Below are 25,167 nucleotides of genomic sequence, written 5' to 3'. Positions count from 1 at the left end.
GAGAGTCCGCTTTGGAGTTCCTTGAGAGTCATGGCCGTCGCCTGCCACGCCCGCGCGGCGCCGCCAATCCTGTTGCCCAGGACCTGGGGGACCGACCGAACCGAATAAGGAGCGTTGAGCGTGGCGGCATTGGCACGGTGGTGCTATCGGCACCGGCTGGTGGTCCTGTTGCTGTGGGTGGGGGCGCTGTTCGGCCTGGGCGCGGCGAGTTCGGCCGCCGGCACGAACTACGCGAACGTCTTCTCCCTCCCGAACACGGACTCCACGACCGCGTACGACCTGATGGAGAAGGCCTTCCCGGAGCGCGCGGGCGACACCGACACGGTGGTGTGGAAGGCGGACGAGGGGAGCGTGCGGGACGAGTCGGTACGGTCCCGGATCGAACCCGCGCTGGAGGAGATCGGGCGGATGAAGGGGGTCGGCGAGGTCACCGACCCGTACGTGGAACAAGGGGCCGCGCAGATCAGCCGGGACGGGCGGATCGCCTACGCCCAGATCACCTTCACCGAGCAGGCGAACGGCGTCCCCAAGGAGCTGATCGAGGACGTCGTCGACACGGCCCGGGCCGCCGAACGCGACGGACTCCAGGTCGAGCTGGGCGGCCAGGCCATCGCCCGCACCCAGGAGCCCCCGCAGGGCACGGCGGAGGCGGTCGGCATCCTGGCGGCGGCGGTCGTGCTGTTCCTCGCGTTCGGCTCGCTCTTCGCGATGCTGCTGCCGATCGTCGTGGCGATCGCGGGCGTCGGCACCGGTCTGATCGGCACGATGCTGCTCAGCCATGTCACGGACGTGCCCGAGGTCGCCCCGCTGCTCGGCTCGCTGATCGGCCTCGGCGTCGGCATCGACTACGCCCTGTTCATCGTCACCCGGCACCGGCGCGGCATCCTGCGCGGCATGAAGCCGGAGGAGTCGGCGGTGACCGCCCTCAACACCTCAGGCCGCGCGGTGCTGTTCGCGGGCGGCACGGTGTGCATCGCGCTCGCCGGAATGCTGGTGATGAACATGCGGTTCCTGGACGGCGTGGTCGTCGCGACCTCGCTCACCGTCGTCCTGAGCGTGCTGGCCGCGATCACCCTGCTGCCCGCCCTCCTGGGCCTGCTCGGTATGCGGGTGCTCAGCCGCCGGCAGCGGCGCCGGCTCGCCGCGACGGGACCGGAGCCGGCGGAGGCGAGCGGACTCGCGGCGCGCTGGTCGTCGTACGTCCAAAGGCGCCCGCGCCCGGTCGCCGCGCTGGCCGTCGTCGTCATGGCGCTCCTCGCGATCCCCGTGCTGTCGCTCCGCCTAGGCGCCACCGACCAGGGCAACCACCAGGAGTCGCAGACCACCCGCCAGGCCTACGACCTGCTCGCCGAGGGCTTCGGCCCCGGCTTCAACGGCCCGCTCCAGGTGGTCGTCGAGGGCGACGCCCCCGCCGGCCTGGTCGACACGATCCGCTCGACCGAAGGCGTCGCCCAGGTGGCCGCCGCACCGCCCGCGAACGACGTCACCGTCATCCAGGTCGTACCGACGACTTCACCTCAGTCCGAGCAGACGGACCGGCTGATCGACCGCCTGCGCGACGACGTGATCCCGCAGTCGGGCGCCGAGGCCCATGTGGGCGGGGTGACGGCGGTCTTCAAGGACTTCGCGTCCGTGACCGGTGAGCGTCTGCCCTACTTCATCGTGACGATCATCGCGCTCGGCTTCCTGCTCCTGCTGGTGGCCTTCCGCTCGCTGGTGGTTCCGCTGACGGCCGCGCTGATGAACCTCATCGCGGCGGCCGCGTCCTTCGGCGTCCTGGTGGCGATCTTCCAGTGGGGCTGGGGCACGGAGCTGATCGGCGTCGGCAAGGAGGGACCGATCACGTCGTTCCTGCCGGTCATCATGCTGTCCCTGCTGTTCGGCCTCTCCATGGACTACCAGGTGTTCCTGGTGAGCCGGATGCACGAGGAGTGGGTGCATACGAGGGACAACGCGCGCGCGGTGCGCGTCGGCCTCGCGGAGACCAGCCGGGTCATCAACTCCGCGGCCCTGATCATGATCTGTGTGTTCAGCGCGTTCGTGCTGAGCGGCGACATGGAGGGCGCGATGGCGGGCATCGGCCTCGCGGCGGCCGTCGCCCTGGACGCCTTCATCCTGCGTACGGCCCTGGTGCCGGCCGCGATGCACATGCTCGGCAACTCCAACTGGTGGCTGCCGGACTGGCTGGAGAAGCGGCTGCCGCATCTGGCGGTCGAGCCGAAGGAGGAGCCGGCGGCGGCGGTGGACGAGGAGGAGCCGGTCGCCGCGGCGGGAAGGTCCTCGGTCGTCCACGGCTTCGTCCGCACCGCCGACGGCGATCCGATCGACGGCGCGGCGGTGACGCTGCTGACGAAGGGCGGGCGCCAGCTGGACCGGGTGACATCGCTGGCCGACGGCTCGTACATCGTCTCGGTGCCGGCGCCGGGCGCGTATCTGCTGGCGACCAGCGCCGAGTCGTACGGCTCCCGGGCGGGGCAGGTGGTCGTGACGGAGGGGCCGCTGGTGTACGACGTGGAGCTGGCCGAGGGTGAGGTCGACGCGGTCAACTGACGCCCGCGGAAGGCGGTTTCAGGGGCGCTCGTCCTTCGGCGTGCGCCCCTTCGCCGGATCCGGAATGGCGTTCGTCATCCCTGGCAGGAAGTCCGTGAACAGGTCGTGCACCTCGCGCACCAGCGGCCGCAGCACCCGGAACCGCGCCAGCGAGACGCCCCGCGCGGTCAGCCGGGCGCCCCGCTCGGCGAGCCGGTAGCTGCGCTCGCGCCCCTCGGTGCGGTCGAAGACCCAGTACAGGACGAGCCCCATCTGGGAGAGCCACATCAGCTCGGGCAGGACGTCCCGGAGCTCCTCGGGCACCTTGGTCTTCGTCGCGCCCGCCAGCACCTCCCGATGGATGTCGATGGCCTCCACGCGCGCGTGCTCCGACTCGGCGGAGAAGGGGCTGAGCGGGCTGTCGGGATCGGCGGCGTTCTTGAAGAACTGCACCGCGAACTCGTGATAGGGCGTGGCGATGTCCAGCCACACCTTCAGTACGCCCGCGAGCCGCGCCTCCAGCTCGGTCTCCCGGGCCAGGACGTCCCGGATCGCCGCCCTGTGCTCGGCGGCGATCCGGTCGTAGAAGCCCTGGATCAGGTGTTCCTTGCCCGCGAAGTAGTAGTACGCGTTGCCGACGGAGACCCCGGCCTCCTGGGCGATCGCCCGCATCGTCGTCTTGTCGTAGCCCCGCTCCTGGAACAGCCTCATGGCGGTCTCCAGGATCAGCGCACGGGTCTGCTCGGACTTGGTGGGCGTATCGCCCTGTTCAGGGCTGTCGTTCTTCGAGGACACGGAAACAGAGCCTAACGAGTGGCGTTTGCGCCGATCGTCAGGAGGCCTGTGCCGTCTGGTACAGGTTCTGGGCGTCGGCACCGAAGTACGGGCCGTACATCCGGTTCGGCAGGAAGTTGTACTTGAAGCTGTTCACCGAGGACAGCAGGCCGGTCCCCGTGGACTCGTTGAACTGGGTGAACCAGGGGCCGCCGCTGGAGCCGCCGGTCATGTTGCAGTTCATGCCGTGATCGTTGGACAGCAGGAAGTCGCGGTTGGTGGTGCCGCTGCAGTAGATGAACTTCTCGCCGTCGTACGGGGCGGCGGCCGGGAAGCCGAACGCGTACATGCGCAGGTTGTAGCCGGTGTTGAAGGCCAGCCCCTGCCCGCCGACGACGTCCGTCAGCAGCTTGCCGTCCAGCGGGGCGACGACGGCGGCGCCGACGTCGTAGTTGATGTCCTCGCTCGCCGTCCACTGCGGTGTGGAGAGCGTCTTCGACGCGGTCCACCGGCCGTACGGGGCCTGCCCGTCGTGGTAGCCGGGCACGAAGACCCAGTTGGTGTGCCAGGCGCCCTCCAGCTTCACGCAGTGGCCCGCCGTGATGACGGTGCTCTTGTTGGCGCTGGTGACGGCGTTGCCGGAACAGGACGCCGTACGTCCCTGGTAGCTGAAGAACACCCGGCCCGCCGTGGACACGACCGAGCCGCCGCCGGTCCACTGACCGCCGCTGTTCGGGAAGGCCAGCACGCCGACATCTGCGACGGCCTTGCCGACCTTCGCGGCCGGGGAGGTGGGCGCGACGGTGGTCGCCGTGCCCTTGAGGGGCGCCGAGCCGCCGTCGAAGTGGCCGTTGACGCCTACCAGGTCGAGCGGGGTCGCCGCACGCATGCGCTCGGCTGTCCAGAAGTCACGGGCCTGCTGCTGCGCGCCGGCCGAGACGGAGCTGACGGCGGTCGAACTGTCGGACCTGGGCGCGGCGCTCGCGGGAGTGACCAGGGCGCCGGCCGTGAGCAGCGCGGTGACGCCGACCAGGGCGCCGAGGACGGGGCGGGGTATGCGGACTGTGCCTCTCACGCGTACTCCTTCTGCGATGGGGGGACCGGGCGACCGGGTGGGCCGCCCGGCTGACAGACAGTCGGTGCGAGTGCGGAGAAGTGGAGAACCGGGAGGCAGCGTGCCAACCCCGGCACCGTTTTGGAAGGGCGCATGCCAAAACGGAGTCCGAAAGCGGGCCGTTCAGGACGGGTTGGCACAGGTGCTGCCGTCGCAACCGGGCGGGGTGTACGTCCAGCCCTGACTCGGGTCGTACGACCACCCCTCCGCGCTGTGATAGACCCGCCCGCCCCACTGCGACCCGCCACCCTGTGCCCCCTGTGCCCCCTGTGCCCCCTGTGGCCACGGTGCCCCACGCCACTTGGCGGCGGCGAGCGCGGCCCCCTTGGCGAGCCGCGCCCCCGAGGGAGTGCTGAGGCGATGGGCGAGCGGCCGGTGTTCGCGCAGGGCCCACAGGGTGACGATCCAGGCGGTGGAGCCCCGGTAGACCTGCCCGGCGTCGCCGACGACGGTGATGTCGTCGAGCGTGGCGCCGTGGTCGAGGTCGGGGTGGCGCCGCCGGGCCTCCTCGGACCCGGCCGGCACCAGCTCCAGCGGCACCAACTGGGGCTGCCTGGCCAGCCAGTCGCGCACGAAGGTGCACAGGGAGCACCGGGTGTCGTAGAGGACGGTCAGCCGGCGGACCGGGGTGCTCGGGGCGTGGATCCTGTCGGCCGCGACGGCGTCCGTCTTGCCGGCCATCGGGTCACGCCCCGGCCGACGGAGCGACCCAGTCCTGCGGAGCGACCGGAGGCACCTGCTCCCGCTCCATCACGCCGCGCCGACGGATCTTGTTGAGCACGTAGACGTTGCCCAGGTGCATCACGCCGAGCACCAGCAGCACCACGCCGAGCTTGGTCGACAGGGCCTCGAAGACCCCGCGGGTGTCGAGGACGGTGTCGTCGTCGCTCAGGTACAGCGAGACGAAGCCGAGGTTGACGAGGTAGAAGCCGACCACCAGAAGGTGGTTCACGGCGTCGGCGAGCTTCTCGTTCCCGCGCAGCACGTCGGCGAGGAAGATCCGTCCGTTGCGGCTGAGTGTGCGGGCCACCCAGACGGTGAGGGCGATGCTGACGACCAGGTAGATGACGTAGGCGATGACCGTGCGGTCCATGGCCTCCCCCTTCTTGAACACGTTCAAAATGCTGACAGGGATGACTGTAGACCCTGACTTTGAACGTGTTCAACTCAATTGCGTGAGGCCTCCGTCACGCCTCCGCCGCGGCCTCCGTCCCGACCTCCGGCGCAGTCCCCGCCCCGGCCCCGGTCAGGGCCTGCGCCCGAGCGCCGGCCGCTTGGAGTAGTCCGTGAGCCCGATGACGTTCCCCCAGGGATCGGCGATCTCGACGGTCCATCCGGTGGCCCCGGAGAAGGGCTCGTCGAGCGGCATGATGCCCACCCCGGCCAACGCCCGCGCCGCCGCCCGCGCGTCCGGCACCTCCAGCCAGACCCGCGGGCAGAGCCAGGGAGGCGACCGGTGGCCCAGCGTCTCCTCGTGCCGCAGCAGAATCCCGGGCGTCTCGCCCCCGACCTTCAGCAGCGCGATCCCGGCCTCGTCGAGCCGGAACCCGACCACGAACCCGGCGAGCTCGTAGAACCGGACGGCCTCGCCGAGGTCGCCGACCGGCAGCAGCAGATTGTCGAACCCGAGCAGCTCGTACGACTCATCATCTGACATACCGTCAGGGTAAGGGGATGATCGACCGGATCCGGTGATTGTCAGTGGTGGCTCGTACTGTCGTCGGCATGGGATTCGTGAAGTTCGTCGACGAGACGACAAGCGGGAGCCGCAGCGACGGCTGGGGGCTGGAGATCGCCGAGGAGCGGCTCACCGTGCGTGAGTTGATCCGGCGCCGGGTCTTCCAGGAGGTCGCCGAGTACAACGCGCGCACGCCGGAGGTCTTCCAGGGCCTCGTGCAGCCGCAGGACGCCGAGCGCGTGCTCAACGGGTACGCGATGCGCACGGCCCGCCGGATAGACCCCGAGACGCAGACCGAGCTGGCGTTGAAGGCCTTCGGCGGCAACGGCTTCCTCGTGCTCGTGGGGGACCGTCAGGTCACCGACCTCGACGAGGAGATCGACCTCGCGCTCGGTACCGAGATCACGTTTCTCAAGCTCGTGGCCCTGGTGGGTGGCTGATGGCCGAGTCGACCCCCGAGCACGCCCGCCGGGTCCGCGCCGCCCTCGACCTGATCGCCGCCGAGGAAGCCGACGGCCTCGTCCCCGAACTGCTCGCGCTCGCCGAGATGGTCTACGACCACTGGGGCAGGGAGGGCCGCAAAGTCCTCGACGCGGCCGTGGCCGCGGACGACCGGTTCCAGTCGGAGCTCGTGCACCGGCTGACCACCCGCTACCACGAGGTGGAGCCAGGCGCGCCCGCGCGCCGCAGCATCGTGGTTCTGCTCGCCAACATCGGGAGGACGCAGCCGACCGCCGAGACGCAGCGGCCAGACACCCGGGCCGCGCTGATCCGCCTGGCCGCGGAGCAGGACGTGCACTACAACACCCATCAGCTCATCAGGCTCGCCGAACTGGAGCACGCCGACGGGCGGGAACTGCCCGGCGAGTTCGTCGCCGTGGTCCGCCGCTCGTCCCTGGTGCTGTGGAACGGCGGGAAACAGCTGGGAGCGCTGGTCGCACGGCTGCACGACCCCGTCGTGAACCCCGGCGAGGCATGGGCAGACCGGGCCCTCGCCGAGGCGGACGAGCTCGGCGACGACTGGCGTCGACTGCTCGCCCACGCGGCCACCGCGACCGCCGCCCGACCTTCCGCGAAGTGGGACAAGACCGGCCGCGCGCTGATCGAGCCACTCGGCGCCGACGAGGTGCGGGAGCGGCTGCTGTCCTGGCTGCGGCTGGTGGGCAGGCCGCGCACCCGCCCGCTGCTGGAGCAGCGCTACGGCCCGGACGTCAACGCCGTCTTCGACCCGTACAACGCCGACGCCCTGCGCGGCCTCGCCTGGCTGCTCTCCCTCCTTCCCCCGCACCCCGATACCGCCCGCACCCTGGGCGCCCTCGTCGAGACCGCCCTGCGCAAGGTCGCGGGCCTCGGCCCGGTGAACCCCAAGGTCGCCAACGCCGCCGTCAACGCCCTGGCCCGTATCGACGGTGAGGCCGCCCTCGCCGAACTGGCCCGCCTCGCCACCCGCGTCACCTTCAAGGGCACGCTCAAGCTGCTGAACAGCGGCCTGGACGCCAGGGCGGAGGCGATGGGCCTGAGCCGCGAGGAGATCGAGGAACTCGCCGTACCGGCGTACGGCCTGACGGAGGTCGGCCGCGCCGAGCACCGGCTCGGCGAGGTCACGGCGTTGCTCGAAGTCCGCGGCCCCAAGGCCGTGTTGAGCTGGTGCAACGCGAACGGCAAGGCGGTGAAGAGCGTGCCCGCCGCCGTACGACGCGATCACGCCGACGAGCTCAAGGAACTCAAGGGTGCGGTCAAGGACATCGACAAGATGCTCTCGGCGCAGAGCGAGCGCCTGGACCGCCAGTTCCTGGCCCGCCGCACCTGGCCGTACCCCGCCTGGCGCGAGCGCTACCTCGACCACCCGCTGGTCGGCACGCTCGCCCGCCGGCTCCTGTGGACGGTCGACGGTACGACGGTGGGGTACGCGGACGGCGAGCTGCGCACCCTGGCCGACGCACCGGTGACGGAGGGCACGCACGTCGAGCTGTGGCACCCGGTCGGCCACGAACCCGCCCAGATCGTCGCGTGGCGCGACTGGCTGGAGCGGCACGGCATCACCCAGCCCTTCAAGCAGGCCCACCGCGAGGTGTACCTGCTGACGGACGCCGAGCGCACGACGGGGACGTACTCCAACCGCTTCGCGGCGCACGTCCTGCGCCAGCACCAGTTCCACTCCCTGGCCGCGATCCGGGGCTGGCACAACAAGCTGCGCCTGGCCGTCGACGACGAGGCGCCGCCCGCCGTCCGGGAGTTGCCTCAATGGGGCCTGCGCGCCGAGTACTGGATCGCGGGCGACAGCGGCGAGAACTACGAGGACATCACCGAATCCGGCAGCTTCCTGCGGCTGCGTACCGACCAGGTCCGCTTCTACCCGATCGACGCCCCGCAGAACTCGGCGCACTGCTGCGGCGGTGAGTACCGCATGTGGCTGCGCGGCGGAGTCGACCCGGTCGACCCGCTGCCCCTGACGGACGTCCCGCCCCTGGTCCTGTCCGAAGTCCTGCGCGACGTCGACCTGTTCGTCGGAGTGGCGAGCGTCGGCAACGACCCGACCTGGCAGGACGGCGGCCCCGGTGGCCGCTTCCGGGAGTACTGGACGTCGTACGGCTTCGGTGAGCTCGGCGCGAGCGCGGAGACCCGCCGGGCCCTCCTCGAACGCCTGATACCGAGGCTGGCGATCGCCGACCGATGCACGATCGAGGGCCGCTTCCTGCATGTGAAGGGCACACGCCACACGTACAAGATCCACCTCGGCTCGGGCAACATCCTCATGACCCCGAACGACCAGTACCTGTGCATCGTCCCCAAGTCCAACCCCGCGGCCCCGCAGACGGGTTACCTGCCGTACGAGGGCGACCGGATGCTGGCGGTGATCCTCAGCAAGGCGATGATGCTGGCCGACGACCTGAAGATCACGGACCCGACGATTCTGAGTCAGTTGTAGCCGGCCGGCCCGCCTTCAAGATCTCCGTCACGTCCAGGGTGACCTTGGCTCCGATGGAGTCGGGGAGGGCGACGATCTCGCCGGGGACGTGGGGACGGTGGTTCTCGTATGTGTCCCCTGCGGGCTCGGTGAGGACGTGCAGGCGTTGATGCTTGCGGTCGACGATGACATAGACGGGGATCTTCGCCTCCGCATATGCGGTGACCTTGGTACGCAGGTCGGCGCGGTAGTTGCTGGAGGTGACTTCCAGGACCAGGCGGAAGCAGACGGGGTCGTAGCAGTTGTTCTCGATGTAGTGGTCCTGGTAGTCGGCGTCGACCAGCGAGAGATCGGGGATCGCATAGTCCTCGGTGCCGACCGGCAGCCAGAGACCGACACCCTGGACGACCTTCGATTCCGGGCCGTGGAGGCCGGCGGAGATGAAGGGCAGCATGAGGTCTGTCAGGGCTGCGGCGTGCGGTCCGTCGGGGGGCGGGGACACGAGGATCTGGCCTCCGATGATCTCGACGCGGTAGCCCGGATTGCGGTCCATGAGCCGATTGGCCTGCGCGATCAGCGGACGGGCCTCGTGGGGCCGCTCGACGGATGCAGCGGACATTGCGTGCCTCCTGTGGGCTGGTGCCGAGACCATCATCGTAGGCCGGACAACACCCGCCCGTCCTTCACGATCACGTTCACCCGAACGTGTGCTCGCACGCAAAAGGCCCCGTCTCCAGCGGAAACGGGGCCCTCACAGCCGTACGGAACAGCCGTACCGAACACGACCTCAGAACCGGCGCGTGATCAGCGCCTTCTTCACCTCGGCGATCGCCTTCGTGACCTCGATACCGCGCGGGCAGGCGTCCGTGCAGTTGAAGGTCGTCCGGCAGCGCCAGACGCCGTCCTTGTCGTTGAGGATCTCCAGGCGCTGCTCGCCGGCCTCGTCGCGCGAGTCGAAGATGAAGCGGTGCGCGTTGACGATGGCGGCCGGGCCGAAGTACTGGCCGTCGTTCCAGAAGACCGGGCACGAGGACGTGCAGGCGGCGCAGAGGATGCACTTCGTCGTGTCGTCGAAGCGCTCGCGGTCCTCGGCGGTCTGGAGGCGCTCGCGGGTGGGCTCGTTCGTGTCCTTCGTGATGAGGAAGGGCATGACGTCCCGGTAGGCCTGGAAGAACGGCTCCATGTCGACCACGAGGTCCTTCAGGACCGTGAGGCCCTTGATGGGCTCGACCGTGATCGGCTTCTCGGGGTTGATGTCCTTGATGAGGGTCTTGCAGGCAAGACGGTTCTTGCCGTTGATCCTCATCGCGTCCGAGCCGCAGATGCCGTGGGCGCAGGAGCGGCGGAAGGTCAGCGTGCCGTCCAGGTCCCACTTGATCTTGTGCAGACCGTCGAGGACGCGCTCCTTCGGGTCGATCTCCAGCTGGAAGTCTTCCCAGGTCGCCTCCGCCGAGACCTCCGGGTTGAAGCGGCGGACCCGGAAGGTGACCGTGATGTACGGGGACGCGGCGGACTCTGCCTCCACCTTGTCCAGAACAGGGGTAGCCATCAGTACTTACGCTCCATCGGCTGGTAGCGGGTCTGGACGACCGGCTTGTAGTCGAGACGGATGGACTCGGCGCCGTCGTCGCCCACCTCGCGGTACGCCATGGTGTGGCGCATGAAGTTGACGTCGTCGCGGTTCGGGTAGTCCTCGCGGTAGTGACCGCCGCGGGACTCCTTGCGGGCCAGCGCGGAGACCGCCATGACCTCGGCCAGGTCGAGCAGGTTGCCGAGCTCGATGGCCTCCAGCAGGTCCGTGTTGAACCGCTTGCCCTTGTCCTGGACCGAGACGTTCTTGTAGCGCTCGCGGAGCTCCGCGATCTTCTCGACCGCCGTCTTGATCGTCTGCTCCGTGCGGAACACCATGACGTTCGCGTCCATGGTCTCCTGCAGCTCCTTGCGGAGCGTCGCCACCCGCTCGGTGCCGGTCGAGGAGCGCAGGTGCTCCACCTGGTCGATCACCAGCTGGGCCGGGTTCTCCGGCAGCTCGACGTACTCCGCCTTCTGGCTGTACTCCGCCGCCGCGATGCCCGCCCGGCGACCGAACACGTTGATGTCCAGCAGCGAGTTGGTGCCGAGACGGTTCGCGCCGTGCACCGAGACGCAGGCGACCTCGCCGGCCGCGTACAGGCCCGGGACCACCGTCGTGTTGTCGAGAAGGACCTCACCCTCGACGTTGGTCGGGATGCCGCCCATGGCGTAGTGCGCGGTGGGCTGGATCGGGATCGGGTCCGTGTACGGCTCGATGCCCAGGTAGGTGCGGGCGAACTCGGTGATGTCGGGCAGCTTGGCGTCCAGCTGCTCCGGCGGGAGGTGCGTGAGGTCCAGGTAGACGTGGTCGCCCTCGGGGCCACAGCCGCGGCCCTCGCGGATCTCCGTGTAGATGGAGCGGGACACGACGTCACGGGACGCGAGGTCCTTCATGACCGGCGCGTACTTCTCCATGAAGCGCTCGCCGTCCTTGTTGCGGAGGATGCCGCCCTCACCACGGGCGCCCTCCGTCAGCAGGATGCCCATGCGCCAGATGCCGGTCGGGTGGAACTGGAAGAACTCCATGTCCTCCAGCGGCAGCCCGCGACGGTAGACCGCCGCCTGGCCGTCACCGGTCAGCGTGTGCGCGTTCGACGTCACCTTGAAGAACTTGCCGGTGCCGCCGGAGGCGTAGATCACGGCCTTCGCCTGGAAGACGTGGATCTCGCCGGTGGCGAGTTCGTACGCCACGACGCCCGCCGACTTCTTGACGCCGTCGACCTCGGTGATCAGCTGGTCCAGGACGTAGAACTCGTTGAAGAACTCCACGCCCTCCTTGACGCAGTTCTGGTACAGCGTCTGGAGGATCATGTGGCCGGTGCGGTCCGCGGCGTAGCAGGACCGGCGGACCGGGGCCTCGCCGTGGTTGCGCGAGTGACCGCCGAAGCGGCGCTGGTCGATGGTGCCGTTCGGGGTGCGGTTGAACGGCAGGCCCATCTTCTCCAGGTCGAGGACGGCGTCGATGGCCTCCTTCGCCAGGATCTCGGCGGCGTCCTGGTCGACCAGGTAGTCACCGCCCTTGACCGTGTCGAAGGTGTGCCACTCCCAGTTGTCCTCCTCCACGTTGGCCAGCGCGGCGGCCATGCCACCCTGCGCGGCGCCCGTGTGGGAGCGGGTGGGGTACAGCTTGGTCAGCACGGCGGTGCGGCTGCGCTTCGTCGACTCGATGGCCGCGCGCATGCCCGCGCCACCGGCGCCGACGATGACGGTGTCGTACTTGTGGATCTTCATGGTCGGTTACCTCAGCCCCGTGCCTAGCGGATGTTCGGGTCGAAGGTGAAGATCACCAGCGTGCCCAGCAGGATGGTGAACACCGTGGCGGTGTAGAGCAGGCCCTTCAGCCACAGCCGGGTGTTCGCGCGCTCCGCGTAGTCGTTGATGACCGTGCGCAGGCCGTTGGCGCCGTGCAGCATCGCGAGCCACAGCATGAGCAGGTCCCAGACCTGCCAGAACGGGCTCGCCCAGCGGCCGGCCACGAAGGCGAAGCCGATCTTCGACACGCCGCCGTCCAGCACCAGCTGGATCAGCAGGTGGCCGATGACCAGGACGACGAGCACGATGCCGGACAGGCGCATGAACAGCCAGGCGGCCATCTCGAAGTTGCCCCGGGTGGACCTGGGGGTCTTCTTGGTGCGCTTGCGCGGGGCCTCGATGAGGGGGGCCGGGTTGTCGACGTTGTAGAGGGACTCGCCCTCGACGGGGCCGATACCGGTCGCGGTGGATTCAGTGGTGGACATGCGCGTCAGCTCCCGAACACTTCACGAGCGGCGTGGCCGAGGACGGGGTAGATGGCCCCGAGCATCAGCACGACCCACAGGCCGACGACGGACCAGAGCATCTGCTTCTGGTAGCGCGGGCCCTTCGACCAGAAGTCGACGGCGATGACGCGGAGCCCGTTGAGTGCGTGGAAGAGGATGGCGGCGACGAGGCCGTACTCCAGCAGCGCGACGATCGGCGTCTTGTACGTGGCTACGACCTTGTCGTAGTCCTCGGGAGAGACGCGGACGAGTGCGGTGTCCAGCACGTGAACGAACAGGAAGAAGAAAATGAGGACGCCGGTGACTCGGTGAGCCACCCAGGACCACATTCCTTCCCGGCCGCGGTACAGCGTTCCAGCCGGCACGGAAGTTCCTCCGGGAGCGGGGATTGGGGCCGCGCCGGCTTGTGCTGTCGGTCGGGCCCGGCCGGGTACGGTCCACCGGCCCCCAGCATCGTAGCGATGCGCTGCCGCTGGGCTGAGCGGGGGGCGGGCGGTGTGATCAAACTGGCACGCGGATGGGTGATTGGCGGCTAATGGGGTGGGGTGTCCTGTTGGTTGCCGGGTGCGGCGCCGTTGGGCTGGTCGCGCCCGCGCGGCGGAGCCGCAAATCGACTACAGCCCCGCGCCCCTGAGGGCGTGCGTCAGCCGTCCCTTCGCCAGGCGCCGGAGTTCCTCTGCCGTCACTACGCGTTCGTCGTCCGGATCGTTCGCCAATCGAGATCGGATGGCGTGTAGGACCTGGTCCAGGGCCTCTGCCGGTGGCAGGTCGTCCACGCAGATGATGAATGCATGGCCGAACTTGGCCTCGTATGCCGCATTCGCCGCATTGAGTGCCATGTGGGCCGCTCCGTAGATCCCCTCCGGCAGTACCGGCAACGTTTCTGCTGCCAGGGCCTCTGCCAGATCCCCGGGAGTCAAGTCGTACGCGGCCTCGTCCGACGCTGCCAGGAGGGCGTCCAGGTCCGGGTAGGGGCGGTGGCCGGCGAGCCGGTCGGCCCAGCGGGGGCTGTGCAGGCAGGTCAGGAGGGTCTGGTGGACCTCGGCTGTGGGAGCGGTGTTGAAGGACTCCAGCGCGTTCGGGGACGGTGGAGTGCGCGTCTGCTCGGGGAGCGACGGTATGGCGACTCGGCCAGGAAGGTGTGTGGGCGTCACGTGGGTTTCGGCAGGGGAATTTGGGAAAGGAGTGGCGCTCACGTTATCGAGAGTGGCCGTGACGTGTCTGACGGATGCCCGAATTTCAGCCGAACGGGAGAGTTTCGGAACGTCCTGTGGACGCCCGAACGTGGCAACGGAGTTACGTTGGCGAGGTGATCCAGCACAAGCACAGGCGCCGGGCACCGGCGAAGAGGGCGCTGAAGCAGACCTGGGTGCTGATCGTCGCGGTGGTCCTCGTGACGGTCGGGGCCGGGGTGAGCCTCGGGCTCCTGGCCACCGGCGACGACGGAGCGCCGGGCGGGTCCGAGCAGCGGCGGTCCGCCCCGGGGACCTCCGAGGCCGCCTCGCCGGCCGCCCCGAGAAAACCGGCCGCGCCCACTCCGTCACCCACTCGGTCGTATCCGCTCTCAAAGGCTCCCCAGACGATCCCGGCCGTGAGTTCCCACACCGCCGCCCGGGGGCCCGGCTGGCGTCCTGCGAGCGGGGAGCGGGTCGTCGTGAGCGACGCGAGGCTCGCCGACGAGGGGCGGCTCATCGCCGGTGAGCTGGGGCTGACGTATGCGGGCGAGAAGGAGGACTCGCGCGCCGGGGACGTGCGGCTGGCCCTCGGCGGCGCCAAGGGCGCGGACCCGGAGTCGTACACCATGACCGTGCGCGACGGGCGCGTGGCGATCAGCGGGCCGGGCGAGGCGGGGGTCTTCTACGGGACGCGGACGCTGAAGCAGGAGGTGCAGGGTGCGGGTGCGGCCCCGGAGGGCGTCGTGCGCGACGAGCCCGCCAAGCCGGTGCGCGGGTTCATGCTCGACATCGCCCGCAAGCACTTCACCGCGGACTGGATCGAGGACCGGGTGCGGGAGCTCGGGGACCTGAAGTTCAACGAGCTGGGGCTGCACTTCTCGGACGACCAGGGGTTCCGTATCGAGTCCACCTCGCATCCCGAGATCGTGTCGCAGCAGCATCTGACCAAGGCGCAGGTCAGGAAGATCGTCGAGCTCGCGGAGAGCCGGCACATCACCGTCGTGCCCGAGATCGACTCGCCCGGCCATCTGGGGGCCGTCATCGCCGCGCACCCCGATCTGCAACTGCGCAACGTGAACGGGGTCGCTACGCGGGGTGCCATCGACATCTCCAAGGCCGAGTCCGCCGAGATCGTCGACGATCTGCTGAACGAGTACGCCGGCCTCTTCCCGGGGAGCCAGTGGCACCTCGGCGGCGACGAGTACCAGGCCCTGGTCGTCTCGAACCCCGAGGCCTCCTACCCGCAGCTCGCCACCGCAGCCCGGGCGGCCTACGGCTCCGGCGGCACGGTCGCCGACCTCGCCACCGGATGGCTCAACGACCGCGCCGCCACCGTCCGCGCCCATGACCGCACGCCGCGGGCGTGGAACGACGGGTTCTTCCGGGACACGTCCGTCCGGCCGGACAAGGACATCCGGGTGGCGTACTGGACCGGCAAGGAGATCGGGGCCCGGACGCCGGTGGAGTACCTGCGCGAGGGGCGGCTGGTGATCAACTACAACGACGAGTTCCTCTACTACGTGCTCGGGCAGCCGCAGACTTTCGTCTATCCGACGGGTCAGCGGATCTACGAGCAGTGGACGCCGCGGGTCCTGCGCGGGACTACGGCCGTGCCGGCGACGTACGACGACCAGATCCTGGGCGGGTCCTTCGCGGTGTGGTGCGATCTCGCGAACTCGCAGACGCAGGCGCAGGTCGCCGCCGGGATCCGGATGCCGCTGCGGGCGCTGACCCAGAAACTGTGGGACCCGGGGACGCCGGAGTTGTCCTGGGCGCAGTTCAGGGCACTCGCGGACAAGCTGGGTTGAGCTGCGGATCGGGCTGTGGATTGGCCCATAAGGCTGCGAACCCTCGTACGACTGTGGTGTATTCGGCCCGAGCCGAACCGAACAGCCAGGGGGAACGGGATGGGCTACTGGGGGTACTTCGTCGTGGGCCGCGCGGAGCGGCCGCTGGCGGAGCTGGACGCGCTGGCCGGCGCCGAGGGCATGGCCCTGCGCGACTCCGCGCCGGGCGGCTGGCAGGTGTGGGAGTACCCGAGCGGGGACGGCGAGGTCGGCAACATGAACGACCTGGCCCGCGAGACCGGCGCGCCCGCCCTCTTCGGGTACGTCATGGACAGTGCCTCCGTGGTCGTGGAGGCGGCGGCGCCGGAGAGCGGGGTGTGGACGACGTGTCTGGCCCGGTCCACGATGGCCGGGTACCTCGGCGCCGGGGACGAGGGGCTCACGCTGGAGGACTACTTCCTCGAACCTCCTGACGCCGCCGCGCGGGCCGTTGCCTGGGCCGCCGAGGCCGGGCACGAGGTGAACGCCGAGTCGGTCGTCGACGTACTCACCGCTGATGCGGACCCTTTGGCCGAAAACCTCTTCTTCCGGTTGCTCGACCGGCTCGGAGTCGTGCCGCTGTGACACTCACGGGCCGTCGCACGCAGTAAGGGGAAGTGCGGGCTCCGTTAGGAAGGTGCTCGCCAGGGGCCTGTGCGGGGACCCCGACCCTCGTGAATGACCCGCTTAGGGAGGCGTGGATGAGCCTGGTGGAACTGATCGCTCAGGCCGACGAACGCGGACTGGCCACCAGCGGGTTGGCTTGTTTGGATCGCTGTGTGCCGCTGCTGGGCGGCGACGACGAGGTGCTGCGGCCGCTGTGGGCGAACCTCGCGGCGGGCGGCGACCCGGCCGCCTGGGGCGGGCTGCTGGAGCAGGCGCGCTCCAAGCTGGGCATCGCGGAGATCATGGACGACGAGGACATCGAGGACGAGGCCGCGCTGCTCGCCCGGCGGATGCTGGCCGCCGCCCCGGCCGTCCGGTCGGCCGCCGAGGCGAGGATCTGGGCCGACGCCTGCTCGGTCGCCTCGCTGCAGATACACCGGCTGCTCGACCCCGCGGCGGGCGACGCGTCCTCGGCGGCCGCCCCGACCCAGGCGCTCAACTCCGTGCGAGCGGGTGGGGCACCCGTCGCGGGCCGAGCGGAGGGCATGTCGCCGCTGGTCGCCGCCGAACTGCGCCGTCAGGTCAGCGTGCTGGAAATCCTCGCCGGACATGGCGCGGGCGGGCTGCGCCGGGCGCTCGAGGTGTCGACGGAGGGGCGGCGGGTGCTGCGGGCGGTGGTGTCGCGGCGGGCCCGCGGGAAGGGCTGACGGACGGATCTGCTTCCGTGGCGCCCGGATCTTCTTCCGTGATGCCCGGAGTTCCTTCGTGGCGCCCGGATCTCCTCCCGCTCTTCTCTCGCTGTCACGGCACCGGCCACTTCACCACCGCGTCGCCGTACTCGGCCGTCCGCGTGTAGAAGGCGGTCAGGTCGCGGTGCGTCGCCGCGAAGAGGCCGCGCACCTCGGGTTCCGGGTCCGGTACGTCGTACGGCTGGAGCAGCCGCACGCGCGCGTGCCGCCACAGGCCGTCGAAGTCGGCCGCCCTGAGGAACCCGGCGACCCCGGTCACCTGGGACGCGGTGAGCAGCCGGAACGGTGGCAGGGAGGTGTCGGTGGCGGTCACCGGGCGGCCGCCGAGGACCACTTGGGTGCAAGGGCCGTCCGGTGCTTGGTTCGGGGGGATGCCGGAGTAGAGGAGCTCGAACTCGCCGTACCGCTTGTCCAGCACCTCCTCGCGATGCCGGCCGATCCGCTCCCGCACGGTGTCCCAGTCGTCCTCGAACAGGCGCTGGAACCAGGTCGCGCTGTTGCGCAGGGCCGAGGGCGGCACCGCGCGGAGATGGAAGTACATGCTCATCAGTGACTGGAGCGCACGGGAGCGGCGAAGTGTCACCCTCGCGTCAACGTGGGCTGCCGCGTAAACCTGGTTCCTGCGGGAGTCCTGTGACTGTCGTGGGGGCGAGGTGGGGCGGTCCTGCACCGGTCCCGGGAAGCCGCCGATTCCGGGTGACGAAAAGGCGTTCGTCCACGCTCTCCAGGATGTGACGACTCAAGCGGAGACCAGGCCCTCAGCTGCGGCGAAGCCGGTGCGATGGGCGGCGGACGCGGTGGCCATGATGCGCGAGGGAGCGCGGCTGCGGCTCGACTACTCGGCGCAGAGCCTGTGGCGGGTCGACCGGATGATCGACAGTCTGCGCGACGAGGGAACTCCGTACGCCGCCGTGGAGACCACTCTGCGCGGTCTCGGTGCGTACGCCGGTGAGGTGATCGTCCGTCAGGCCGGCGCCGAGTGGTGGGCGTCGGGCGGCGACCACTGGATCCGTACGCCCGACGGCAGGCTGTGGGACCCGATCGACGAGGCGCGGCGGACCTTCGCGGGCGACGGATCACTGCGGTTGCTGTGCCGGGACGCGACCCACGGCCAGTCGTGGGGGTAGGGCGTGCCGGTGGGGCGCCGCAGGAGACATGATCCGGCCGGGACCCCGTGAATGGGCGGGGTCCCGGCCGGGTCAGGTGTGCTCGCCGGATTACGGCGTCAGCGTCTGGCCCAGGTGGGCGTCGGTCGGGGTGCCCAGCGTGGTCTTGCTGTAGATGACCGCCTGGGTGTAGCCGAGGCCCGTGCTGTTGCTCGGGACGTACAGGACGATGCCGTCCGTGCCGTCCTCGCCCTCCGCGCCGAACGTCAGGTCCGCGCGGCCGTAGCCCGACAGGTCGGTCAGCGAGACGGCGGAGCCGAACAGGTCGCCGGTCTCCGCGGCGCCGGGGACACCGGACGTGTCCTGCGAGAGGCGGATGGAGCCGGTGCCGGTCAGGCCGGTCGACGTGCCCTTGGCCAGGAGTGCGTCACCCGCGTTGGACTGGTTCACGCCGGAGCGCGGGAAGTCCTCGCCGGGGACGCCGGTGAGGGCGTCGGCGAAGCCGTCGGCGTTGTAGTCGCCGACCGAGACGGAGGCGCCGAACAGGTCGCCGGACTCGTTGCCGCCGGCGACGTTCGCCGTGTCCTGGTGGATCGTCGTCATGCCGGTGGTGGTGAAGCCCGTCGACGTGCCGGGGACCATGGTGATCTGGCCGCCGGAGAGACCGCCCGACTCGGACGCGACCGGCTGGCCGATGACGATGTCGTCGTAGCCGTTGCCGTTGACGTCGCCCGCGGCGAGGGAACGGCCGCCCTTGACGGAGATGACCCCGGCCTTGGTGAGGCCGGTCGCCGAGCCCGCGAAGCGGAGCACGCGGCCGATGCCGCCCGTGTCGCGGTAGTTGAGGGCGACGTCCGCGTAGCCGTCCCGGTTGAAGTCGCCGGTCGCGGCGTCCAGGTAGGCGACCGAGCCGGTGGCCGTGGTGAGCGTGCCGGTGGCCGTGGCGCCGCCGGTCAGCCGGGCGCTGAAGTTGCCGCCCTTGCCGGTGCCGGCCGCGAACACGTCCGCCTTGCCGTCGCCGTTGAAGTCACCGACGGCGACCGTCGAGCCGAGCTTGGCGCCGGCCGCCGTGACACTGCCCGAAGTGGTGTACGTGAAGCCGGAGTCGAGCCCCGGGCCGTACAGCACCGTGACCGAGCCGCGGTCGGCGTTGCCGCTGGTGTCGTCCTCGCCGGGCGCGCCGATCGCGAGGTCGGCGTAGCCGTCGCCGTTGACGTCGCCCCATGCCGTGGCCGCGCCGAAGTTGTCGCCGGACTCGTGGGAGCCGGGGACGCCGGTGCTGTTCTGGGTGAGCGTCCGCTTCGAGGCGGTGACCGGGCCGTCGATGCCGCCCGGGACGACGGTGACGGTGCCGCCGTTGCTCAGCGCGCGGGGCGTGCCGGTGACCAGGTCGGTGACGCCGTCCCGGTTGACGTCCGAGGTGGCCAACGCGTGCGAGATGCCCGGGGTCTTGGCGACCTGGGCGATCTGGCTGAGCTTGGCGTAGAGGCCCGCGCCGGGGCAGGCCGTGGAGTTGGTGTCCCGGTGGCCGAAGACCCGGGGCAGCGTGACGGACGTGCCCTTGGGGATCTTGTTGCCGCTGTAGCCCTGGTCCACGCCGGAGGTCAGCGTGACCTTGCCGGTCGGGTCGACGCCGTACATCCCGAACTTCCAGGCCACGATCCGCGCGATGGCGTCCAGGCCGGCGCGGCTGGGCGTGGCCTTCTCGAAGTTGCCGATGTACGAGATGCCGACCGTGTTGGTGTTGAACCCGGCGTCATGGGCGCCGATCACCGGCAGGTCCGTGCCGCCGCTGCGGCCCTCGAAGATCTGGCCGCACCGGTCGACGACGAAGTTGTAGCCGATGTCGAAGTAGCCCTGGCTGATGTGCGCCTGCTGGATGGTGCGCAGCCGGGCCGCGGACTCGGCGCAGGACAGGGTGTTGTCGGTGTCGACGCCGGTGTGGTGGACGACGGCGGCCTTGATCTCGGTGCCGTACTCCGGTGTGCCGTCGTAGTCCGTCGACGCGCCCCACTCGGCCTGCGTGATGACCGGCGGCTTGACGACCGTCGAGGGCCGGGGTGCGGGGACCGTGGGGGTCGGCGTGGGGGAGGCGGTCGGCGAGGCGGTCGGGGACGTGGACGCGGTGGGCGTCTCGGTCACCGTCGGGGTGTCCGTGGGCGTCGGGGAGTCGGTCGGTGCGGCCGTGTCGGTCGGCGTGACCGTCTCCGTCGGCGTGCCGGTCTCCGTCGGCGTGCCGGTCTCCGTCGGTACCGGGGGCTCCGTGGCCGGCGTCGTGGTCTCCTCCGCCACGAACGCGGCCGGGCGTATCGCGCCCTCCGGGTCCGTGCCCGGGTCGAGCAGCTTGACGTCCATGCCGGCCGGCTGGCCGCCCGCCTCGGTGCCGTCCGCGTTCACGACGCGCACCTCGATGCCGTCGGAGTCGCCGGTCCACACCGACTCCGTACCGCCGCGCAGGGCCGCCCGTTCGCCCTCGGCGCCGTCCGCCTGGCTCGGCTCGACCGTCACCTTCTGCCAGCCGGACCACGCGCCGGTCTCGATGTCCCGCGTGCGCACCTCGGGCGTCCCCTTGGCCTTCGCCTCGGGGTCGTTCCAGGTCAGCACGACCGCGCTGAAGCGGTCGGTGCCCTGCCTGGTCAGGCCCCTGCGGCCGGAGCCGCGGTCCTTGAGCTTGAGCGTGTGGATCGACGGCTTGCGGCCGTCCGGCTCGGCGTCGGCCGGCGCGGACGGGTCCGCGATGGCGTACGTCACGACGCCCGCGGCGCTCAGCACGACGGCTCCGACGGTCAGCCACGCACGTCTCTTGAGGCCGAGCGGTTTGTACGCATGGGTCCTGCGAGGACTCAACTGTCCCACCCCTAGGAAATGGTCACGGTCGCAACACCTGTCACACAGGTGGCACCTACAGACAGCGCACGAGTCCCGGGAACTGTCACCCAACGAGGAGGTGGGGCCGGGTCCTTGGCGGACCCGGCCCCACCTGCCGGAAGGAGCGTGGCCCCGCGGGGCCGGAGGGGGCGTCAGCCCGCCCAGACCTCGGCGTCGTCCGCCGGGACGGTGGTGGCCAGGCCCAGTTCCTTGCGGGCGGCGACCGTCTTGTTCGGGTCGATGCCGGTGAAGGCCGGGTCGTAGGCGATGTAGAACGCGTCGGCGTCGGCGGCGTTCGCGGCCGTCTTCCACTGCCCGGCCGTCTTCGTCAGCTGCTCGCGGAGCTTGCCGACCTCCGCGCCCTCGATGCCCTTCAGGCCCTTGAGGTGCGCGTCCAGGGCGGCGGCGACGGCCTTGGCCTGTGCCTTGTAACCGGGCAGGTCGGCCTCGACGGTGTCCTTCGCGGGCTGGTTCACCCACAGCGCTTCGTAGACGGCGTTCGAACCCTTCAGGTACGCGGTCTGCTCGGCCTTGAAGGACCTCGCGTTCAACTCGCCGGTGAACGTGCCCGATTCCTTGGTGTACGTGCAGGTCACGGCGCGGTCGCCGGTCGCCCAGCTCTCCTGGGTCGGGGTGTAGTAGAAGACGGCGACACCCTTGGGGAGCGCCCAGGTGTCCGGGGCGAGCTTCTCCGCCTCGGCCGGGCAGCGCTCGTCGGCGATGGCCGAGATCGCGTCGTCACCGGGGTACTTCGTCCCCTCGTCGATCTTGAAATCGCCGACGACCTGACCCGTGTGCGCCTCGGCGCAGGGCACGATCTCGACGAGCACCTCCGTGCCCTCGCCCTTGTTGTTCGGGTTGTAGCAGTCCCCGATGGCCAGCGAGAACACCGAACGCTGGCGGGCCACCTTCTTCGCGCCGTCCTTGGCGCTGTCGACGGCGTCCGAGACGTCCGAGCACCCCACCGCGCCGATCGCGAGCAGGGCTACGACGGTGGAAATGCCGCGAACGGAGCGGTATCGGCTGCGCATTGACATGACGTGTACATCCCCTTATGCAAACCTTATGCGGAACGGGCGCATCGTATGCCACTCCTGTGGTGGGGCTGTGCACAGGTGGCGGCGTCTCTGACTCCCGATCGGGCGCAATGGTTGTATGCGGTCGCCGCAGGTGCGCCCGCTGTCGCGGGGTGCGGGCCGGGGCCGGGGTGTCGTACGGCCGCCCTGTGACACTTCTGTGAGGCCGGGCGCTGTTGAGCGTGGAGGGGCGTCGCCAGAGCGGGCGAGCCGCAAGGTGCGGAATCGTCACGAACCGGTACGGACGAGGACAGTTCTTGGGTCACGGAGGGGAGCCCCGTCGCGGGCAGGCATACGACGGGGAATTGGGCGCGGCCGTCGCGCGGGCCCAGGAAGGTGACGAGATCGCCTTCGCGACCGCGTACCGGCTGGTGCAGCCGGGACTGCTCGGGTACCTGCGCGGGCTGGTCGGGGACGACGCGGAGGACGTGGCGTCCGACGCCTGGCTGGAGATCGCCCGGGACCTCGGCCGGTTCAAGGGCGACGGTGCCGGGTTCCGGGGCTGGACCGCGACCATCGCCCGGCACCGGGCGCTGGACCATCTGCGTAGGCAGAAGGTACGGCCGCGGTCGTCGGCGCTGGAACAGGACGTACTGGACCTGCCCGGCCCGCACAGCACGCACGACCAGGCGCTGGAGTTGATCTCCACCGAGCTGGCCCTGGAGCTGGTCAGCGGACTGCCGCGGGACCAGGCCGAGGCCGTGCTGCTCCGGGTGGTCGTCGGCCTCGACGGCCCCACCGCGGCACGCGTCCTCGGTAAGCGCCCGGGCGCGGTACGGACGGCCGCGCACCGGGGGCTGAAGCGGCTGGCCAAGCAGTTGGGCGTCCCGGGTGTGACGGATGAAGGCCCCCGGACGCTGGGGGAATCGAAATGAACAGTGCGGGCGACGGCGGTGGCGAGGGCGGCACATCGGCGCCTCGGTGAGGCGAGGCGGTGTGAACGGTGAGTCGTATGGGGCGTGAGAGACGTACAGGCTCTACGAGCAGGCGAGCCGAAACCGGCGCAGCCGTCACGCGGGTTACGTAGATCACGTACGACATGTGCATCACGCAATCCCCATACAGGCCAGGTCGGACAGGATCGGACAGGAGCGGGAAACGGACATGGGTGAACAGCGGAGCGGTGGTGGGCTGGAGGCGTTGCTGTCCGCCGCCGTGCTGCGCGGGCACCCCGTGGACACGGAGGGCGAGCAGCGTGCCGTGGCCGCGTTCCGGGCCGCCCGGGACGCCGGCGCACACCGGGCGCGCACCCGGCGCCGGGACGACTGGCGGCCCCGTGGGCAATGGCGACCGGCCCACTCGGTGAAGACGGCGCTCTCCCTGTTCGCCGCGAGCCTCACGCTCGGCGGCGTGGCCTACGCGGCGATCGGCTCGTCGGACACGCCCGACGCCTCCGACCGCAAGGGCAGGCCCACCCCGACGGCCGGCACCCTCGGCGGACCGGCCACCGACCCCTCCGCCGGCGCGTCCGGCACCGCATCGGGCAAGCCCGGCCACCCGGCGACCGCCCAGGACACCGAGGCCAAGTGCCGCGCCTACGACCAGGTGGCGGGCCGCGGCCAGGCGCTGGACTCGACGGCCTGGCAGCGGCTGGTCACGGAGGCGGGCGGCGCCGACAAGGTGGCCGCGTACTGTGCCGAGCGGCTGGCGGCGGCGAAGAGCGGGGCGGAAGGGAAGTCCGACGGGAGCGGTTCGGCCGGGAACGGTCAGGCCGAGAACGGTCCGGCGGAGAACGGTCAGGGTGAGAGCGGTCCGGCGGAGAACGGCCAGGACCGGAGCGGCGAGAGCGGGTCCGGCAAGAGCGCCGAGAACACGGCGAAAGCCGAGAGCACCGAGAACGCCGAGAAGAAGAACTGAGGCCGCGGGCGACTCCCGGGCGAGGCGACGGCCACTGGCTCACGGCGCCATCGGCCTCTCACTCCGGCCGTATGGCGCCCGCTAGAGTGAGTTCAACCGGACAGGAGTCCGGTACGGGCGAATTCGGCGGCCGGCTGTCCCGGTTCGGCAGGGAGGTGCGGGCATGGGGTCGGCGGCAGGACGCGTGGGGCCGGGCGGTGGCGCGCCGCAGCGCTCGGACGCCCAGCGCAATCGCGAACGCATCCTGGAGGTCGCGCTGGCCGAACTCTCGCGCTCCCCGGACGTCCCGCTCAGCGCGATCGCGAAGAAGGCGGGCGTCGGGCAGGGCACCTTCTACCGCAACTTCCCCGACCGTGAGGCGCTGGTCCTGGAGGTGCACCGCCACGAGGTGCGGCAGCTCGTCGACAGCGCGGAGGACTTGCTCAAGACCCGGGAGCCCGACGACGCCCTGCGCGCATGGATGGACAGCCTGGCCCGCTACGCCGCCACCAACGTCGGCCTGGCGGACGCGCTGCGCCAGGCCACCAGCGCGACGGGCGGCCCTGCCAAGCCGGGCTACTCGCTCGTCGTCGGCGCGATCGAGCTGCTGCTCGACGCCAACCATGAGGCCGGCACCATCCGCCCCGGGGTGACCGCCGACGACTTCATCCTGGCCATCGCCGGCCTTTTCCAGGTCGACCCCACGGGGGACTGGCGTGCTCGGGCCACCCGGCTTCTGGACATCGTCATGGACGGGTTGCGTGCGGGGGCGCCGGGGCGGCCGTAGGGGGCGCGGAGAGGTGTTTGTTCACCCGACATGCATGATCTTGACCAGGCGCTGGAGGCGTTCCGCAAGGCCTGCCGACCTCTGGTACACCCGCTCAATCCCCATCGCGCCGAACGCGCGCGGGTCCGCGGCGTTCTCGAATGGCGGTGCCGCGCATCGTGGCCGGTCGGAGAGGTGGACCGCGGAGACGGCCGGGGCCGCCACCCCCCACAGGAGAGGCCCCGGCCGTCGCGCGGCACGGGCCGCGCGGCGGCCCGTACTTTCTACAGCGTCATGACTGCGTTTTCTGTCACACCCGGGAGGCC

At 70.5% G+C, this 25,167-nt stretch carries 24 protein-coding genes; 10 read left to right on the top strand and 14 right to left on the bottom strand.

What is annotated here, in order from left to right:
• Positions 1 to 129: 129 nt before the first annotated feature.
• Positions 130 to 2,550 (top strand): MMPL family transporter, encoded by a 2,421-nt coding sequence (locus BLU79_RS08910; protein ID WP_093905492.1) that lies wholly within the window; start codon positions 130 to 132, stop codon positions 2,548 to 2,550.
• 18 nt (positions 2,551 to 2,568) lie between these two features.
• Here BLU79_RS08910 and BLU79_RS08905 read toward each other — a convergent pair whose 3' ends face one another.
• The 5 genes from BLU79_RS08905 to BLU79_RS08885 form a co-directional block, all read right to left on the bottom strand.
• Complete coding sequence (locus tag BLU79_RS08905; RefSeq protein ID WP_093905114.1) at positions 2,569 to 3,324, bottom strand: TetR family transcriptional regulator; 756 nt, start codon at positions 3,322 to 3,324, stop codon at positions 2,569 to 2,571.
• Between the two features lie 37 nt (positions 3,325 to 3,361).
• Positions 3,362 to 4,378, bottom strand: a complete 1,017-nt coding sequence (locus BLU79_RS08900; protein ID WP_256333218.1) for a trypsin-like serine peptidase — start codon at positions 4,376 to 4,378, stop codon at positions 3,362 to 3,364.
• A gap of 162 nt (positions 4,379 to 4,540) precedes the next feature.
• Positions 4,541 to 5,098: a thiol-disulfide oxidoreductase DCC family protein gene (locus BLU79_RS08895; protein WP_093905113.1), complete on the bottom strand. Its 558-nt coding sequence runs from the start codon at positions 5,096 to 5,098 to the stop codon at positions 4,541 to 4,543.
• Positions 5,099 to 5,102: 4 nt separating this feature from the next.
• Positions 5,103 to 5,510, bottom strand: coding sequence for a hypothetical protein (locus tag BLU79_RS08890; RefSeq protein ID WP_093905490.1), 408 nt, complete (start codon positions 5,508 to 5,510; stop codon positions 5,103 to 5,105).
• Positions 5,511 to 5,663: 153 nt separating this feature from the next.
• Positions 5,664 to 6,074 (bottom strand): VOC family protein, encoded by a 411-nt coding sequence (locus tag BLU79_RS08885; RefSeq protein WP_093905112.1) that lies wholly within the window; start codon positions 6,072 to 6,074, stop codon positions 5,664 to 5,666.
• 68 nt (positions 6,075 to 6,142) lie between these two features.
• Between BLU79_RS08885 and BLU79_RS08880 the strand changes: the two genes are divergently transcribed.
• Both BLU79_RS08880 and BLU79_RS08875 read left to right on the top strand, forming a co-directional pair.
• Positions 6,143 to 6,535 carry a hypothetical protein gene (locus BLU79_RS08880; RefSeq protein WP_093905111.1) on the top strand — a complete coding sequence of 131 codons (393 nt, stop codon included), beginning with the start codon at positions 6,143 to 6,145 and terminating at the stop codon, positions 6,533 to 6,535.
• Positions 6,535 to 9,024 carry a DUF4132 domain-containing protein gene (locus BLU79_RS08875; protein ID WP_256333217.1) on the top strand — a complete coding sequence of 830 codons (2,490 nt, stop codon included), beginning with the start codon at positions 6,535 to 6,537 and terminating at the stop codon, positions 9,022 to 9,024. The genes BLU79_RS08880 and BLU79_RS08875 overlap by 1 nt, the downstream gene beginning before the upstream one ends.
• On the opposite strand, the gene BLU79_RS08870 is transcribed toward BLU79_RS08875, so the two are convergent.
• The 6 genes from BLU79_RS08870 to BLU79_RS08845 all read right to left on the bottom strand — a co-directional run bounded on the left by BLU79_RS08870 (position 8,993) and on the right by BLU79_RS08845 (position 13,987).
• Positions 8,993 to 9,622 (bottom strand): Uma2 family endonuclease, encoded by a 630-nt coding sequence (locus BLU79_RS08870; protein WP_093905110.1) that lies wholly within the window; start codon positions 9,620 to 9,622, stop codon positions 8,993 to 8,995. The two genes, BLU79_RS08875 and BLU79_RS08870, sit on opposite strands and share 32 nt — an antisense overlap.
• A gap of 168 nt (positions 9,623 to 9,790) precedes the next feature.
• Entirely contained in the window at positions 9,791 to 10,552 is a 762-nt protein-coding gene (locus BLU79_RS08865; RefSeq protein WP_093905109.1) for a succinate dehydrogenase iron-sulfur subunit, read from the bottom strand.
• Complete coding sequence (sdhA, locus tag BLU79_RS08860; protein ID WP_093905108.1) at positions 10,552 to 12,306, bottom strand: succinate dehydrogenase flavoprotein subunit; 1,755 nt, start codon at positions 12,304 to 12,306, stop codon at positions 10,552 to 10,554. The genes BLU79_RS08865 and sdhA overlap by 1 nt, the downstream gene beginning before the upstream one ends.
• A 23-nt stretch (positions 12,307 to 12,329) precedes the next feature.
• Positions 12,330 to 12,812, bottom strand: a complete 483-nt coding sequence (locus tag BLU79_RS08855) for a succinate dehydrogenase hydrophobic membrane anchor subunit (protein WP_093905107.1) — start codon at positions 12,810 to 12,812, stop codon at positions 12,330 to 12,332.
• Positions 12,813 to 12,817: 5 nt separating this feature from the next.
• Positions 12,818 to 13,198 (bottom strand): succinate dehydrogenase, cytochrome b556 subunit, encoded by a 381-nt coding sequence (gene sdhC / locus BLU79_RS08850; RefSeq protein ID WP_093905106.1) that lies wholly within the window; start codon positions 13,196 to 13,198, stop codon positions 12,818 to 12,820.
• A gap of 249 nt (positions 13,199 to 13,447) precedes the next feature.
• Entirely contained in the window at positions 13,448 to 13,987 is a 540-nt protein-coding gene (locus BLU79_RS08845) for a 2-oxo-4-hydroxy-4-carboxy-5-ureidoimidazoline decarboxylase (RefSeq protein WP_093905105.1), read from the bottom strand.
• A gap of 215 nt (positions 13,988 to 14,202) precedes the next feature.
• Between BLU79_RS08845 and BLU79_RS08840 the strand changes: the two genes are divergently transcribed.
• The 3 genes from BLU79_RS08840 (at position 14,203) to BLU79_RS08830 (ending at position 17,147) form a co-directional block, all read left to right on the top strand.
• Entirely contained in the window at positions 14,203 to 15,816 is a 1,614-nt protein-coding gene (locus BLU79_RS08840) for a beta-N-acetylhexosaminidase (RefSeq protein ID WP_256333252.1), read from the top strand.
• Positions 15,817 to 15,915: 99 nt separating this feature from the next.
• On the top strand, positions 15,916 to 16,419 hold the full coding sequence (locus BLU79_RS08835) for a hypothetical protein (protein ID WP_093905103.1): 504 nt from the start codon (positions 15,916 to 15,918) through the stop codon (positions 16,417 to 16,419).
• 116 nt (positions 16,420 to 16,535) lie between these two features.
• Positions 16,536 to 17,147 carry a hypothetical protein gene (locus BLU79_RS08830; RefSeq protein ID WP_093905102.1) on the top strand — a complete coding sequence of 204 codons (612 nt, stop codon included), beginning with the start codon at positions 16,536 to 16,538 and terminating at the stop codon, positions 17,145 to 17,147.
• A gap of 94 nt (positions 17,148 to 17,241) precedes the next feature.
• Here the strand turns inward: BLU79_RS08830 and BLU79_RS08825 are convergent, their stop codons facing one another.
• Entirely contained in the window at positions 17,242 to 17,736 is a 495-nt protein-coding gene (locus BLU79_RS08825) for a DUF1877 family protein (RefSeq protein WP_093905101.1), read from the bottom strand.
• Positions 17,737 to 17,920: 184 nt separating this feature from the next.
• Here BLU79_RS08825 and BLU79_RS08820 point away from each other — a divergent pair, with 184 nt between their 5' ends.
• Complete coding sequence (locus BLU79_RS08820; RefSeq protein WP_093905488.1) at positions 17,921 to 18,316, top strand: hypothetical protein; 396 nt, start codon at positions 17,921 to 17,923, stop codon at positions 18,314 to 18,316.
• Between the two features lie 90 nt (positions 18,317 to 18,406).
• Here the strand turns inward: BLU79_RS08820 and BLU79_RS08815 are convergent, their stop codons facing one another.
• Together BLU79_RS08815 and BLU79_RS08810 are read right to left on the bottom strand one after the other, a co-directional pair.
• Complete coding sequence (locus BLU79_RS08815) at positions 18,407 to 21,142, bottom strand: FG-GAP-like repeat-containing protein (protein ID WP_093905487.1); 2,736 nt, start codon at positions 21,140 to 21,142, stop codon at positions 18,407 to 18,409.
• Between the two features lie 173 nt (positions 21,143 to 21,315).
• Entirely contained in the window at positions 21,316 to 22,200 is an 885-nt protein-coding gene (locus BLU79_RS08810) for a septum formation family protein (RefSeq protein WP_093905100.1), read from the bottom strand.
• A 296-nt stretch (positions 22,201 to 22,496) separates the two neighbouring features.
• Between BLU79_RS08810 and BLU79_RS08805 the strand changes: the two genes are divergently transcribed.
• The 3 genes from BLU79_RS08805 to BLU79_RS08795 all read left to right on the top strand — a co-directional run bounded on the left by BLU79_RS08805 (position 22,497) and on the right by BLU79_RS08795 (position 24,862).
• Positions 22,497 to 23,114 carry an RNA polymerase sigma factor gene (locus BLU79_RS08805; RefSeq protein ID WP_093905099.1) on the top strand — a complete coding sequence of 206 codons (618 nt, stop codon included), beginning with the start codon at positions 22,497 to 22,499 and terminating at the stop codon, positions 23,112 to 23,114.
• 229 nt (positions 23,115 to 23,343) lie between these two features.
• Complete coding sequence (locus tag BLU79_RS08800; protein WP_093905098.1) at positions 23,344 to 24,096, top strand: hypothetical protein; 753 nt, start codon at positions 23,344 to 23,346, stop codon at positions 24,094 to 24,096.
• A gap of 163 nt (positions 24,097 to 24,259) precedes the next feature.
• On the top strand, positions 24,260 to 24,862 hold the full coding sequence (locus BLU79_RS08795) for a TetR/AcrR family transcriptional regulator (protein ID WP_093905097.1): 603 nt from the start codon (positions 24,260 to 24,262) through the stop codon (positions 24,860 to 24,862).
• The last annotated feature ends 305 nt before the right edge of the window (positions 24,863 to 25,167 follow it).

It is taken from the genome of Streptomyces sp. cf386, assembly GCF_900103585.1.
In the GTDB taxonomy this organism is placed as follows: domain Bacteria; phylum Actinomycetota; class Actinomycetes; order Streptomycetales; family Streptomycetaceae; genus Streptomyces.
The sequence above is the reverse complement of the archived record's forward strand: the minus strand, read 5'-3'. Positions and strand labels throughout refer to the sequence as shown.